12 protein-coding genes and 1 pseudogene are annotated in these 14,667 nt (G+C 66.4%); 10 read left to right on the top strand and 3 right to left on the bottom strand.

Annotation, left to right across the window (positions count from 1 at the left end; translation table 11 throughout):
• The first annotated feature begins 118 nt into the window (after positions 1–118).
• The 4 genes from AC3AOF_RS02350 to AC3AOF_RS02335 all read left to right on the top strand — a co-directional run bounded on the left by AC3AOF_RS02350 (position 119) and on the right by AC3AOF_RS02335 (position 4,167).
• Complete coding sequence (locus tag AC3AOF_RS02350) at positions 119–1,822, top strand: toll/interleukin-1 receptor domain-containing protein (protein WP_488347583.1); 1,704 nt, start codon at positions 119–121, stop codon at positions 1,820–1,822.
• A gap of 68 nt (positions 1,823–1,890) precedes the next feature.
• Positions 1,891–2,841 (top strand): hypothetical protein, encoded by a 951-nt coding sequence (locus AC3AOF_RS02345; protein ID WP_488347582.1) that lies wholly within the window; start codon positions 1,891–1,893, stop codon positions 2,839–2,841.
• Positions 2,842–2,912: 71 nt separating this feature from the next.
• Positions 2,913–3,761, top strand: a complete 849-nt coding sequence (locus AC3AOF_RS02340; protein ID WP_236990941.1) for an SPFH domain-containing protein — start codon at positions 2,913–2,915, stop codon at positions 3,759–3,761.
• A gap of 13 nt (positions 3,762–3,774) precedes the next feature.
• The gene (locus AC3AOF_RS02335; RefSeq protein ID WP_488347581.1) at positions 3,775–4,167 is read left to right on the top strand and encodes a hypothetical protein; all 393 of its coding nucleotides are present in this window, start codon (positions 3,775–3,777) and stop codon (positions 4,165–4,167) included.
• Positions 4,168–4,355: 188 nt separating this feature from the next.
• Here AC3AOF_RS02335 and AC3AOF_RS02330 read toward each other — a convergent pair whose 3' ends face one another.
• Together AC3AOF_RS02330 and AC3AOF_RS02325 are read right to left on the bottom strand one after the other, a co-directional pair.
• Positions 4,356–5,696 (bottom strand): TRAFs-binding domain-containing protein, encoded by a 1,341-nt coding sequence (locus AC3AOF_RS02330; RefSeq protein ID WP_488347580.1) that lies wholly within the window; start codon positions 5,694–5,696, stop codon positions 4,356–4,358.
• Between the two features lie 214 nt (positions 5,697–5,910).
• Positions 5,911–6,198 carry a hypothetical protein gene (locus tag AC3AOF_RS02325; RefSeq protein WP_236990938.1) on the bottom strand — a complete coding sequence of 96 codons (288 nt, stop codon included), beginning with the start codon at positions 6,196–6,198 and terminating at the stop codon, positions 5,911–5,913.
• Between AC3AOF_RS02325 and AC3AOF_RS02320 the strand changes: the two genes are divergently transcribed.
• Positions 6,197–6,355 (top strand): hypothetical protein, encoded by a 159-nt coding sequence (locus tag AC3AOF_RS02320; RefSeq protein WP_236990937.1) that lies wholly within the window; start codon positions 6,197–6,199, stop codon positions 6,353–6,355. The genes AC3AOF_RS02325 and AC3AOF_RS02320 overlap by 2 nt on opposite strands.
• A gap of 27 nt (positions 6,356–6,382) precedes the next feature.
• On the top strand, positions 6,383–7,279 hold the full coding sequence (locus AC3AOF_RS02315; protein WP_236990936.1) for a dihydrodipicolinate synthase family protein: 897 nt from the start codon (positions 6,383–6,385) through the stop codon (positions 7,277–7,279).
• Between the two features lie 463 nt (positions 7,280–7,742).
• On the opposite strand, the gene AC3AOF_RS02310 is transcribed toward AC3AOF_RS02315, so the two are convergent.
• A complete protein-coding gene (locus tag AC3AOF_RS02310) occupies positions 7,743–8,375 on the bottom strand; it encodes an FAD-binding protein (protein WP_236990935.1) in 633 nt (210 codons plus the stop codon).
• Positions 8,376–8,487: 112 nt separating this feature from the next.
• On the opposite strand from AC3AOF_RS02310, the gene AC3AOF_RS02305 reads away from it, so the two are divergent.
• The 4 genes and pseudogenes from AC3AOF_RS02305 (at position 8,488) to AC3AOF_RS02290 (ending at position 14,327) form a co-directional block, all read left to right on the top strand.
• Entirely contained in the window at positions 8,488–9,141 is a 654-nt protein-coding gene (locus AC3AOF_RS02305) for a GntR family transcriptional regulator (protein ID WP_236990934.1), read from the top strand.
• A 2-nt stretch (positions 9,142–9,143) separates the two neighbouring features.
• Positions 9,144–10,502 carry a pentapeptide repeat-containing protein gene (locus tag AC3AOF_RS02300; RefSeq protein WP_488347579.1) on the top strand — a complete coding sequence of 453 codons (1,359 nt, stop codon included), beginning with the start codon at positions 9,144–9,146 and terminating at the stop codon, positions 10,500–10,502.
• A 435-nt stretch (positions 10,503–10,937) separates the two neighbouring features.
• A pseudogene (locus tag AC3AOF_RS02295) lies at positions 10,938–11,387 on the top strand (alpha/beta hydrolase family protein); the annotation flags it as partial.
• A gap of 411 nt (positions 11,388–11,798) precedes the next feature.
• The gene (locus AC3AOF_RS02290; protein WP_488348948.1) at positions 11,799–14,327 is read left to right on the top strand and encodes a VWA domain-containing protein; all 2,529 of its coding nucleotides are present in this window, start codon (positions 11,799–11,801) and stop codon (positions 14,325–14,327) included.
• Positions 14,328–14,667 lie beyond the last annotated feature (340 nt).

Genomic DNA, 14,667 nt, shown 5'->3' with positions numbered 1-14,667 from the left:
AATATTATAACAACCGCTTGATCGACGATTTTTCCAAAATCGCACACCGTATCATATTATTTTTCGACTGGAATTTTCGTTTTTTGGAAGGGTCTTTTTCCCCGATGAAACACAATTTATGGCGGAGATCGAGGAATCCGACATGGCAAATTTATTCATCTCTTACTCGAGGGCCGACCAGGATCAGGTCAGGCCGATCGTCGAAACCTTCGAGCGCGCCGGGCTGTCCGTGTGGTGGGACGAGCTGATCGACCCCGGGCGACGCTGGAGCGACGCGCTCGAACGGGAGATCGACGCGGCCGACTACGTCATCGCCTTCCTCAGCCGGAATGTGTTCGCGTCGGACAATTCCTACGTCGCGGTCGAAATCGAGCGGGCCCATAAGCAGGACAAACTCATCCCGGTGAAGATCGGCGAGTTCACGATGTCGATCGGGATCGAGGGGGTCATCAAGGACCGGCAGATCATCCTGACGCCGGATTTCGACAGCTTCGTGCAGGGCAGAGGGTTCTTGCGCGTCTGCCGTCTGTTGAACCGCGGCACGACGATCGCGCAGGAGCCGAAGACCGAGACGGCGAGCGACTGGCTCGAGACCAGTCCATCGCTGGACGACCTGTCGACCGCGATCGCGATCGCCGTGGCCGAAAGCGCGCCGCTGGCGACGGTGACACCCCTCGCCCGCGATCTGGAGAGGCGGCTCGGAGAGGTTCTCGGGGCGCAAGCCGGTGCCGAGAAAGCGCTCGGTACCATCCTGGCCTCGCGCACCAAGCGCCTCGCCGCGGTCGGCGCCGTCCGCTATCCCGAGACCCATGGCCGGCTCGGAATCGAGATCGAATGCGTCCGCTTCGCCGATCCGCACCGCGCCTACGACCTGCTTCTCCATGTCTGGGACGAGTTCGACGGCCTCCGTCCCGCGCTGATCGACTGGCTCGGCCATCTCACCCATACGGTCGGCGCGGATACCCGGCTGCGCATCGGGCTGATGATCGGGACCCTGGCGCGCAATCGCTTCGCGTCGGTCTACGACAATCTCATCCGACCCTGGATGCTCGACGAGCATCCGGCGACCCGGGATGTCGCCGACATCGCCCTGTCGATCGCCGTCTTCGACGCGACGCTGAGATCGGCGGTGTCGGACCTCGTGCGCGACCTCACCGGCAGCCGCGACCAGAAGCACCTTCGTGCCGCGGTCGAACTCGCCTGCGGCTATACTGGCTCACGGATCGAAGGCTTGTCCCTCGACGTCCTGAAGCGCGTAGCGCAGTCGAAGCACACAAACTTTAAGGTGCTTGAGGTGATGCGGGCGGCGGTCGAATACCTTGTCCAGCAGAGCATGGCAACGGAAGACCAGAGCTTGTTCAACTTCGGCAAGCTCATCGGCCAGCTGGCGGACTGGGCATGCCGTCCCGACGACGGCACGCCTCAGCGGCTTCCGATCTATCTGTTCCTGAACCTCATGGAGTTGCTGCCGCTGACGGCGCCCGCGACGGTCGACGGCCTGCTGTCCCTCCAGGCTCTGATGGAGCGCGAGGACACGCGCAACGCCACCGCGGCGGTGTTCGAGGCGGCCCTGCGCGATGGCGGCAGCGATGCCTTCAGCCCGCGCGAATCGGCACAGGCCACCTTGAAGAACTGGCAGGAGGAGGGCGCCGAAGCGGACGGCCCGGACCCGCTCCTCACGCTGGCCCGCGCGATCTACGTGGCCTGCACGACCGACCGGGACCGCGACCGGCTCGTCCATACGCTGCGCCGCCGCTACACGCGGACCCGGCTGGCGGAACCTTCCCTCGACCTGTCCGCAACGCCGGTTGACGACGCATGATCTCTGCCTTCGATCCGATCGTCGCCGACGGCGACGCGAAGCCGGCCATCCGGCCGGGCACCGTCATCGTGGCCTATGACGGCGCACGCGCCCGCGTGCTCGGGGCCGCCCGCCCGGCGCCGCAGCAGCCCCCGACCGCGACGACGGCCGCGCCGCGCGAGTCGGTGTTCAATGCCGAGAACCGCGTCGTGGCCACGCTCACGCCGTTCATGCGCAAGGCGGCCGAAGTCGGCGCCGGGGCGGCCAGGGCGGGCGGCCAGCAGGTCGCATCGGCGTTCCGGCAATCGTCGCTCGGCACACGGCTGCTCGGCGGCGGCGAGCGGTACTTCCTGGTCGATGTCGGCCGGAAGGCGGCCGAACTGACGTGGGAGGTGGATTCGGCGAGCCCGGGCATATCCTTCAGGGTGACGCTGTCCTTCGAGGCGCGGGTCGAGGACGCGGCCGCCGTGGTCCGCAACGGCATCCGCGACATCGTCGGATACCACGCCGCCTCCCTGATCAGGGCGGTGCGGGACATCGCCGCCGCCATCCCCGCCTGGGAGATGGACAAGGTGCGCGACAGGCTGCGGGGCGCCCTCGCCCACGGCATGACCGACGGGATCGTTTCCGTCTCGAGCATCTCGTGCCGCGTCGTCTCGGACGAGAAGGCCCTGGACCTCATGCGCCGGTCGAGCGAGGCCGACCTGCACATCCAGGCGATCGGTGCGGAGACGCGCGTCGGACGGGCGAGGCGGGACGGCGTGCTCGACACGCTCCGCTCGCCCCGCGAAGTCCTGGCGGCCTGGATCGCCACGAAGGACGAGACCTATCGGGCGGTCTATCTCGACATGGTCGCCGACGCGGCGAGGACGCGCGACGAGCAGATCAAGATGCTCACCTTCGCCATGGAGAAAGGCATCATCGAAGCCCACGAGATCCAGGTGCGGTATCCACAACTGGCGGAACAGGTCATCGCGAGCCTCGCGAATAGAATCGGCAAACCGGATGCCGCGTCGCCCGGCGGCGGCGCCAGTTCCTGATCCATCCTCCGCGAGGCCGGTCGCGGACGGGCCGGCATCCTATCGACCATCTCTTGAAGGGTGCGCAATCCATGATGCTGATCGAGGGGCCGACGCCGGACATGCCGGCGCACAAACCGGGTTTCGTCGTGGTGGCGGCCGGCGCCAAGGGCATCGTGGCCCTCACGGGCGGTGCACGCCTGACCTGGGGCGAGCGCATGTTCGGCGGCTATTCCAGCTACTACCACGTCGACGTCCGGCCTCAGGCCGTCGACCTGCCGAAGGTCCGCTGCGCCTCCGTCCGGGCCGGCATCGACTTCGACGTCGCGGTGCAGCTCACCGTGAAGATCGTCGATCCGGCCCGGGCCGTCAGCGAAGGCCTCGGCGATCCGGCGCGCTTCCTCGCCCAGCGCGTCCGGCGCATCGCCGAGGATCGGGCCTTGCGGGCCGACGTGAGCCACGCAGCCGAGGCCAAGCGCGCGATCGAGACCGATCTGCGCGCGCTCGCCGTCGATCCCGCCATCGGCGTCATCGACGCGACGGCCGACGTCCGGCCCGACGCCAACGCGATGACCCTCCTGCGCCGGATCGCGGAGGAAACCCTCGTCCGCGAGGCCGACGCCGCCGAGGCCCGGATCAACAAGGCCCGCCGCGAGGAGATCGTGCGCCTGCTCGACTCGCCCGACGAGCTTCTGGCCCAGACGCTGGTGACCAAGGACGAGAACTTCCGCGCCGCGCTCAACATGAAGCTCGAGCAGTTTGCCGGCGACCGGCAGCGCCAGATCGATTTCCTGAAATTGCTGATCGACATCAAGGTGATCGAGCCGCACGACCTGCACGAGCGTTACGGCGGCCTCATCGAGGCGGCGATCGGGGCCCTGCGCCCGCCGGGCTCCCTCGCCCTGCCGCCGGCCTCCGGCGCCGCGCCCGCGAAGTCGTGACGGGTGCGGGGCCATGCTGTCGGTCGTCGCGCCGTTCGGAATCGCCGATCTGATACGCGGCGTGAGCCGATCAGCGCCGCTCATCGGCCAGGCGGTCGTCTTCTCGATCCTGCTGGCCGTCTATCTCTACGTCATCGTGCGCGTGGGTGCGGCACTCTATTGTCGCCTGGACTACGTCGTCGCGACCGCGATCCGGCGGCGGGGCGGGGCGCCGCCCGGCCTGCAGCACTGGCTCGGCGACGCCATGGCGGTCGTCCCGTCGCGGGTGGCGCTCATGGGATTCGTCCTGGTGGCCGGCACGGTCGGGTTTGCCGTGCTCGCCTACGGTCTCAAGCCGCCATCGGGGAGCGCCTGGGGTCAGATCCAGACGTTCTGGTCGTTCGTCATCACGAAGCTCTGGCAGTGAGCGCGAGAGCGGCGCCCGATCGCCGTGCGATCGGGCGCCGCCCCGGATCTTCGATTGTGCCGCGTCGCGGATTTTTTCGCCGCAAGACCGGCGGCCACGTTCGCGAGTGCGGCCCAGCTCCGCGGGCCCCGCGCGACGGCGGGGCAGCGGCGAGGGGAATCGCAGTTCGGCAAAGCCGGCCCGGGGGCTCAGGGCGCCAAGGCCGCCACGATCTCGGCGATCCACTCCACCTCCTCGCCCCGTCTCTCCCGCGTCTCTCGGATCAGTCGCAGGTTGCGGGCCGTCGTCTCCCGCTCCCAGGGGGCGTCCGGCTTGGCGAAGGCCAGCGCGTCGGCGAGCGCGGCCCCGGCCGCCTTGCGGTCGCGGGCCAGCACCGCGATCTCCAGCAGCGTGGCGTGGTCCCAGTAATCGGCGGAGGCACCGGCCGCCTTCCGCGACGCCGAGTAGCGCACGACCGGGACAATCACGTCCTGGCGCGGGTCCGCCTCCTCCCCGACTTCCATCATCGTCACCGCGTTGACGCCCGGAAAGGCGTCGCGCCAGTCGGCCTCGAAGCCGGCGAGATAGGTGGCGACCGCCTGCCGGTGCGCACCGTCGGCGAGCGGCCGGTTGCCGGCCTTCGTGGCGTTCTCCCAGCGGTCCTTGTAGATGCGGCCCAGGAGACCGTTGGTCTCGCTGCTCGGCCCGTATTGCGCGATCACGCCCTTCAGCACCGCCTCCGCCTTCTCGTGCCGGCCGAGCCGGTTGAGCGCGAAGCCGAACTGCTCCTGCACGAGCCGCGTGCCCTGGAGCGGGCGGGCCATTTTTTCGTAGAGCGACACCATCTCGGCGAACGCCCCCACGTCGCGGAACGACAGGTAGAGATCGAGCACCACGCCGGTCTCCAGGACCGAGACATCCGCGAAGACCTGATCCTCCGCGGCGTCCAGCACGGCCTGCTTGCCGGCGAGGCGGGCTTGCGCCAGCCTGTCCGTGATGCGGTGCGCGGTCTCGGCGCTCCGGCGGAAGAGGCGGAACAGGTCGCTCTTCTCGTGATCGACCGCGCGGTTCGGCAACATGTCCTTGATGAGCTGAAAAACCGGGCTGTCGTCGCCCTGCTCGTCGCGCAAGACGACGAGCCGTCGCGTGATCGCCTCGGCACAGGCGCGCGGATCCGTCGGTACGCCCTTGTCGATACGGTAGGGGAGCCCCCGCACCGGACTGACGTCGAAGGGCAGCTTGGTCCCCTCGGCAAACAGGATCACGGTCGAGCGCGGGCGCAGCGCGTGGCGCACGCCGAGCTCGTAATACACGTTGGGATTGGCCGTGGTCAGGTCGGCGATGGCATATTCGCACAGCATCAACCGCTCGAACATGGTCTTGTGGATCGAGCCGCCGACATGCTCCTCGTCCGCGCGAATGACGTCGAGCCCGGCCGCGATCACCGCCGGATGGATGATACGATTGTAGATCGCATTGAAGTCGATCATGCGGCCGGACTCGTCCTTCTTGGTCCCGAACGGCATCAGGACGAAGCAGAGGGGCTTCATGAGTGAGTCTCCCGCAGAATAGAGCGCAGAGCGGATCGTCCGCCATGAGCGAGATCGGTCGTATCGAGGTGCGGCCATCGTCTACACGATCGACGCCGTCCACGCTATGACGATAGGAGATTCGACAGCGATAGAATCTGCGCCGATCTCGAGGGAGGCGTCGGCAGTGAAAGGTCCGAATTTTACGATTATAAATAGAATATGAGCGAATGATTCATATTATTTCAGATAAAAGAATATGGTTCGAAAATTTCGATGCGGTAAAAATGCCGTATCGCATGGGCGCCGGCCGGGTTGCATGATCGGCTCGTCCAGGGCCCGCGGCGCCGCTGAGGCCGGCGGCCTCGGGCGTCACACGAGACGGCTTTCGCCGGGCGCTCGCCGTTCCCGTCAACTGGACCAGCGCGATCGCACGGAACTGGCCGTGGGAGACCCGCCGGATCGCCGCTATTGGCCCCGTTGCCGGGTGCCAGCCGGCGCCCAGTCTGTCCGAGACGGTCATGCCCGATCCGACCTCCTTCGCCCTCTTCTGCGCGGCGGCCCTCGTGCTCGCCGTCACGCCCGGTCCCGCATCGGTCCGCCGCCTGCGCGAGGCCTCGGGCGCCGCGATGATCGCCTTGGGGGTCGGCCTCGCCCTCGCGCGGCGGCCCGCCGCCTGACGCCCGCTCGAACCAGGGACGACGTCCATGCATCTGACCGGACTCTCCGCCTTTCCGATCACGCCGGCCGATGCCGAGGGCCGCGTCGACGGCCCGGCCCTGCGCCGGCTCGTCGCCCGGCTGTGCGAAGGCGGGGTCGATTCGATCGGCCTTCTCGGCAGCACCGGCTCCTATCCCTACCTCACGCGAGAGGAGCGCCGCCGGGCGCTCGAGGCGGCGCTCGACGAGGCGGCCGGCCGCGTGCCGGTGATGGCCGGAATCGGCGCGCTGCGGACCGACGAGGCTTTGCGGCTGGCCCAGGATGCCCGGGCGGCCGGGGCCGCGGCCGGCCTCCTCGCGGCGGTCTCCTACACGCCGCTCACCGACGACGAGGTGTTCGCGCATGTCGCGACGGTGGCGCAGGAGAGCGGCCTGCCGCTCTGCCTCTACGACAATCCCTCGACCACCCATTTCCGGTTCGGCCCGGAGCTGATCGGCCGCCTGAGCCGGGTGCCCGGAATCGTCGCGGTGAAGAGCCCGGGGCAGGAGCCGCAGGCGGTGGCGGGTCACCTCGCGGCGTTGCGCGCGGCAGTGCCGCCGGGCTTCTCGCTGGGCTATAGCGGCGACTGGACCGCGACCGAGGCGCTGATCGCCGGTGCGGAGGCCTGGTACAGCGTGGTGGCCGGGATGTTCCCGGAAGCCGCCGTCGCGATCGTCCGGGCCGTGCGGCGGGGGGACGTCGCCGAGGCGCGCCGGCTCGATGCCCGGCTCGAACCGCTCTGGGCTCTGTTCCGGCAGTATTCGAGCCTGCGGGTCATGTATGCCTGCGCCGACCTCCTCGGCCTGACCCAGTCCGTGCCGCCGCGGCCGATCCTGCCGCTCGGCGACGAGGCGCGGGGGCGGGTGGCGGAGGTGATCCGAGCGCTCGAACTCGACGAGGCGTAATACCGACGGCCCAGGATGCTGACGCATCGATTCGGTCTCGGGCAAGCCCGAGATCGACGGGACCGTTGACCCATCTCGGATTTTCGACACCAAACCAAAGTCTTGGCGAAAATTCGAGAACGGAACCAACGGTCGTTTTCAACGATCGTTGATATAAGAGCGCCGCGCCGCCGGAGGACGAAACCGGCAGCGCCGACCGGTGGCGTTGCAACACGGTCCATGGCGGGACCCGTTCCCGGCCGGCTCCGACTCTTCCCACCCTCGACCTCATCCTGAGGTGTGAGCGAAGCGAGCCTCGAAGGAGGGCTCCAGAAGTCTCAGGGCTCTCTGGAGCCCTCCTTCGAGGCCTTCGCTACGCTGCGGCACCTCAGGATGAGGTCGCGAGTGGACAATCCGATCTTGGCGGACGCACCTCGCTGTCATTCATCGTGGCGGTGCCGTCGGGCAAGGCTCCAGCGCTCGTTCACCCCACCCGCGCCGCCCCCTTCCCGGCCCGCCGCCCGAACACCACGCCGGAGGTGAGGCCCGAGCCGCCTGGATGGCCGGTTAAGAACACGCCGCCGACCATCTCGCCGCAGGCATGGAGGCCGGGGACGCCTCGAAAGGCGGCGCGCCCGGATTCGGCGAGCCCGTGGCCCCCTCCGCGGGTCGCGAGGGTCAGCCCGCCCCGGCACACGTGGCGCCCGTCCTTCTCGAAGGACTGGCGGGCATAGATCGGCTCGAACTTCACCCCCCGCGAGGCGAGCCGGCGCACGGCGTCGTCGCTCTCGGCGATCAGCGCCTGCTGCTCGCGGCTCCGGGGGCGGCCGTCGTTGAAGCCCAGGAGATCGGCGGCGAATCGCTCGGCCGGATAGGCGCCGAAATCGGTGCGACTCAAGCGCAGGTCGTCCGGGCCTCCGAGACGCGGCAGCCGATCCTCGGCGCCGTCATAGACGAAGCGCATCGCGCCCGCCGTGTAGGCGGTGTTGCCGCCGGCGAGGTCCCGCCCGGCCTTCTCGATCACCAGGACGCTGCGTCCCTGCTCGCGCCCGGCGATGGCTGCGCTCATCGCGGCATTGCCGGAGCCGACGACGACGAAGTCCCTTCCGGTGTTCATGGCGTTCTTCCTGCATCCGTTATGCTATTGTATGCGACTGTATGCAAGATTGCCGGCTTGTCGCGGCGAGCGCCCTCGCGCACATCCCGGGCGAGGTCGAGGACGGGGTGGAATGACGGAGCGGGGATCGGGCGGGCCGCGCGGGGCCCAAGGCGCCTTTGACCGCCTGCTCGGCGCCATCGAGGAGGGCGAGCTGCCCCCCGGGAGCCGCCTGCGCGAGGCGGAGCTGGCCGAGCGCTTCGCGATCAGCCGCACGCCGGTGCGCGAGGCCCTGGCGCGGCTGGAGGCGCAGGGGCTGGTGCGGCACGAGCCGCATCGCGGCGCCAGCGTGGCACGGCTCGACTACGCGCAAGTGACCGAGCTCTACGACCTGCGCGAGGTGCTGGAGGGCACGGCGGCGCGGCTCGCCGCCATCCATGCCAGCGCGATCGAGGTCGAGATCCTGGAGGAGATGGTCGAGCGCGACCGGGGCCTTCTCGGCGATGCGGCGGCGCTGGCACGCACCAACCGCCTGTTCCACCGCCAGATCCACGCCTGCGCCCATAACCGCTTCCTACAGGGCACGCTGGAGACGATGCGGCTCTCCCTCGTGCTCCTCTCCGGCACGACCCTTGCGCAAGGAGAGCGGGCTGCGGCCGTGATCGACGAGCATGCGGCGATCGTGGCGCGGATCCGCGCCCATGACGGCGACGGTGCCGAGGCGGCGGCGCGGACCCATATCCGGGCGGCGTTCAAGGCGCGGATCCGCCTGCACCAGGAAATGTGAGAGTGGAGACCCGGCCGATTCCCCCGCTCGACCCGCGCACCGACGCGCTCCTCGCCGAGATCGCGAGCCAGGACGGCCGCCCCTTTTGCCGGGACGGCCGCCCCCTCGACCTGCGCGACGCCGACCTGAGCCGCGACCGTCTCGCGCCGCTCGCCGACGGCTCGGGCTGGTGGGATGCGGAGCGCCGGGGCCTGAACCTCGCTCGCGCCGAGATCCCGGGCAGCGACCTCGAACAGGCCGACCTCACCGGCGCCACCCTGAAGCGGGCGCGGCTCTCGGGCGCGCTCGCCCGCTCGGCGGACTTTTCCGGCGCGCTGATCGAAGAGGCGGATTTCGGCAAGGCCGATCTCAGCGGCGCCCGCTTCAATGGGGTGGCCGGCGGCCAGGCCGATTTCACCGAGGCGATGCTGGAAGATGCGAGTTTTCGCGATGCCGCCTTACGCTTCGCGCGCCTGCCCCGCAGCCTCCTCGACGGCGCGGATTTTTCCGGCGCCGACCTGTGGGGCGCCGACTTCACCGGCGCCGATGCCGATTACACCAAGTTCCGCGGGGCGCGCCTCGACGAGGTGAACCTGACGGATACCAACCTGACGCACGCCGATTTCGAGGGAGCGAGCCTGACCAAGGCGCGACTCACCGGCTCGCGCCTGCGCAGCGCCGTGCTCACCGGCGCCAAGCTCGACGGGGCCGATCTCTCGGGTGCGGATCTCTCCGCCGCAACCCTGGTACGGCTCGATCTCTCCTCCTGCGGTCTTCGCCATGCGCGCTTCGCCGGCGCCTGGCTCAACGGCACCCGCTTTCGCGCCGCCCAGATCGGCGAGGCGGTGGGCGAGGAGCTGGCCGGCGAGTACGAGGCGGCGAAGGCGAGCTATCTCGCCCTCGAGCAGAATTTTCAGAGCATCGGCAGCCACGACGAGGCCGGCTGGGCCTATCGTCGCCGTCGCCGCATGGGCCGCCTCCATGCCGGTGCGCTGTTTCGCGCCGCTCAGGCCGCCCGCGACCGCAAGGGATTCCTTCGCCACGGCTATCGCTGGCTCGCCGACCATTTCGTCGAGTGGCTGTGCGATTACGGCGAGAGCCTGTCGCGGCTGTTCCGCGCCTTCGCGATCCTGATCGCGGTCTTCGGCGGGCTCTACGGCCTCACCGGCGGGCTGATCCCGGAGGGCGGTACGACGGCGACCTACAACCTCCTGGATCTCATGAGCTACAGCGCCCTCAACATGATGACGGCGAACCCGCCGGAGATCGGCATCAAGCCGGTCGGCCGGGTCACCAACCTGCTCGTCGGGGTGCAGGGCGGGACCGGGATCGTGCTGATGGGGCTGTTCGGGTTCGTGCTGGGGAACCGGTTGCGGCGGTGAGTCGACGTGAGTCGAACGAGCGGTAGCCGTGCCCCTCAGAGGCCTAAATGTCGGCAACCCGTGTGTCGGGTCCACTGCCTGAAAGCGAAAGGCACATCGATGGCGAGTCTCATGCCCTTGCGTCTTTCGTAGGCGCCGCAATAACCGAAAGCGTTACAAGTGTATGTTATTTTTTACTATTAAAAATCTAAAATAAATTGTTACATGTATTTTATATGCATGTCTTTAAATTTTTATTTCAAATTTATTTCGAAAATTTGAATGTTCTCTAAAAAGTCTCAGCCATAACAATGCATTTGTTTTGGTCGTCATTATTGGTGCAACTTGCCAGCATTCTCGCCTGGACTTGCAAGTGAGCTCCTCCGCTGATATCCAGAAACAGTATCGTGACAAAATTTCACACAAGCGACCAATTCAGCATCAAGGGAGAGAAAAATGCCCTATTTTGGGGGATTGTCGGCAGACCCTAAGACAATCGCTGAGATGGCAAAACTGGCGAGATCTGCATATACAGATGGAGGTGAGCCAGGTGAGAAGTGGACGCGCGTAAGGGGAAGTGATGTTGGTTTTGTTTCCGGTGTATTAAGCGGGTCTTTTGGTGATTATTTTGAGGCCGGCCTGGGATTTTTAGGACTTCCAGCGGCCGCTGTCTTTAAAAAAGGAGACAGTTTAACAATTTCTTTTAGAGGAACAGACGAAAAATTTGATGCAGTCACATATTTAGATATCATTGGAAATAATAACTATATAAATGCCTATAATTCGTTTTTAGATGCGGTTTCTTCTTATGCCACAACGGCTGGATTTAACCATCTATTTGTTACCGGTCACAGTCTTGGCGCGGCCGCTGCAAATATCCTAAGAGATGTATCATTCGATAGGTATGGCGGCGCATTTAGTGCGGCGGGCTACATCACATTTGCGACCCCAAAGGTTGCAGACAGTCAAAATATATTGAATATTGGATTTGAAAATGACATCGTATACAAGATATTGCCGCGGTTGAGCAGCCCCTTATCCAGTAACGAATTTTCATCGACTGCTGATAATACGTTATGGTATGACGATACGTATTCTTTCCCAGGATTTCCCCGCACAGAGCCGCACGATAAAAACAATTACGTAGATGCACTTGAAATTATCATAAAATCAAAATTCTTCTCCGAGATGACCCCCGATTCGAACGTCGTCTTTGTCGATACGGATGGGCCCGTCACAGATTTCGCATCAGTTTCTTCGAGTCACCATAACCAAGCAACTTATTATATTGGCCGCGAGGCTGCCTCTGATGATATCTTGGCCGGCACAGGCAATGATTCCATCGAAGGATTTTCGGGTTCCGACAAGCTCCGGGGCGGCGGAGGAAACGATCTGATCGTCGGCGGAGAAGGAGACGATACCATCGAGGGCGGATCTGGGAGCGACACCTCCCTATATGCAGGCGCCTATAGCGATTATGACATCGAATACATGACCGACGGGTCGGTCGTGATTTCCGACTCCAAAACCGGCAGGGATGGCGTCGATACTCTCAAGGACGTCGAGTTCGCGCGCTTCTCCGACCTGACCGTCAATCTCCGGCCCGGCCAGGACGTCGCCTTCGTGATCGACACGACGGGCAGCATGTTCGACGACATCGACGCGGTCAAAGCGCAGTCGGCGGCCATCCTCAACGGCATCTTCGATCCCGGCCGCGGGCTGCTGAACTCGCGGGTCGCCGTCGTCGGCTACAACGATCCGGCGACCGAGACCTTTCTGCGGTTCACCGAGCAGCCCGACCCGGACGACCGCAAGAGCGCGGCGATCGCCGCGATCAACCGCATCAGCGTCGGTGGCGGCGGCGATTTTCCGGAGGCCGTCAATGCCGGGCTGCTGCGCGCGCTCGACGGACGCGCCGGCACCTGGCGCACGGATGCGGCGGCGCGCCGGATCATCCTGTTCGGCGATGCTCCTCCGAAGGACGTCGATCTGGCCGCCCAGGTTTATCGCCTGGCTCGCAACCTCAACGTGGACGTGCCCACCTCACCGGTGACCCGGTCGATGGCGCCCGGTCTGTTCGTGACCAGCTTCTCCGTCGCGGATCCATCGACGGAGGCATCGAGCGGCGTCGTGCCGGTTCAGATCTACACCGTCGTCATCGGGAGCGAGCCGAGCACGGCAGCCGCCTTCGGGACGATCGCGACGGAATCCGGCGGCGCCGTCTTCACGGCCTCGAACGCCTCGACGGTGGTCGAGACGCTGCTGAAGGTGCTCGCCGCCCCCATCTATTCGATCGGCCTCGGCGATGCATCGGTGGCCGAGGGCGACGCGGGAGCCCGCGACGTCTCGTTCACCGTCTCGCGCGACGTCGCTTCCGGCGCCGCCACCGTCACGCTCGCGGCCTTCGGCACGGCCGATGCCGAGGATGTCGCCGGCATCCCGGTCTCGGTCAGCTTCGCCGACGGCGAGACATCCCGGACCGTCACGGTCTCCGTGCAGGGAGACCGCCTGGTCGAGGCCGACGAAACCTTCGGCCTGCGCATCGTGTCGGTCAACCAGCCGTCGACGATCGGCGTCGGCAGCGCCGTGCTGACGATTCTGGACGACGACACCGACCGGCCGCTGACGATTCTCGATACCGACGCGTCGAGTTCGCTCACCGGCGGAGAATTCGACGATTTCATTCACGGATTCGGCGGCGACGATACGATCTTCGGGCTCGCGGGAGGAGACATCCTCTTCGGTGACGTCGGCAACGACGTCGTCGACGGCGGGTCGGGCGACGATACCCTGCGGGGCTTCTTCGGCCGCGACACCCTGCGCGGAGGCGAGGGCAACGACCTCGTCAGCGGCGAGCAGGATGCCGATTGGCTCGACGGAGGGGACGGCAACGACATCGTGGAGGGTGGCGACGGCGACGACGTGCTGTTCGGCGGCCAGGGCAACGATTACCTCGACGGCGGCGACGGTGCCGATCTGGGCCTCGGCGGCGACGGCGACGACGTCCTCCACGGATTTGCCGGACGCGACACGCTGGATGGTGGTGCGGGCAACGACCTGCTCTACGGCGATGTCGACGACGATGTCGTGTCGGGCGGCGACGGTGCGGACACGGTGACCGGCTTCTTCGGTTCCGATCTGCTGTTCGGCAATGCGGGCGACGATCTGCTGCTCGGCGAGCAGGACAACGACACCCTCATCGGCGGGGCCGGTGCCGATCGTCTCGACGGGGGAGACGGCAACGACATCCTCTACGGCGACGACGGACGCATGGCTCTGCGTGGCGACTTTGCCGACGACAGTCTCGGCGGCGGTGACGGGGACGACATCCTCTATCAGGGCGACGGGTTCGACACCCTGACCGGAGGCAGCGGGCGCGACATCTTCGAGTTCAAGTTCGCCAACCCGCTGGCGCTCGGCGGTGGCGCGCTCCTGCCGGGCTACACCGTGATCGCCGATTTCCAGGCATCGGACGACCGCCTGAACTTCGATGCCGCGGGACTCGGCGCCGATCAGTCCGGAGCGAACTTCGTCAACAAGGCGTCGGGCGGCCCCTCCACGCGGGTCGACAGCTTCTACGCCGGCGCCGCGGCAGGAGCGACAGGCGAGAGCGTGCTGGTTCTGACCGACCAGGGCTTCGCATCCGCCGCCGCCGCGGCGGCCGCGGTCACCGGTGAGCAGACCGGCGACTTGATCCTCTACTTCGACACGACGGTCGGGACGGGCAATCTGCTCTACGTGCAGGATGTGAACGAAGCGGCTTCGATCGCCCGCTTCAGCGACGTCTCGTCCCTGTCGGACCTCGCGGGCAAGAACTTCAGCCAGGACAACTTCGTCTTCGTCTGAACCGAAGACCCGATCGCCGGTCTCCGGATGTCGCTCGACATCCGGAATCGTGCCGGAGCGACGCTCGGGCACGGGATCGATGACGGCGCGAGCATGGAGCCAACGGTCGGCCTCGCCGACCGTTGGCAAGACTTGGCATCAAGACCCGACTTGGCACCAAGACCCGACTTGGCACCAAGACCCGACTTGGCACCAAGACTTGATTTGACACCAAGACCTGGCACCGCAGCGTTGCGGGGCGTGGGCGGCGGCAGCCTTGCCGGGGCCTTTTTCGCGATCGGGTCGGGAGCGGTCATCCGCGGTACGCGCGCGCCGACGTCATCGAGGGACGCCATGCGGA

Source organism: Methylobacterium sp. 142-1Y (assembly GCF_057747795.1).
The sequence above is the reverse complement of the archived record's forward strand: the minus strand, read 5'-3'. Positions and strand labels throughout refer to the sequence as shown.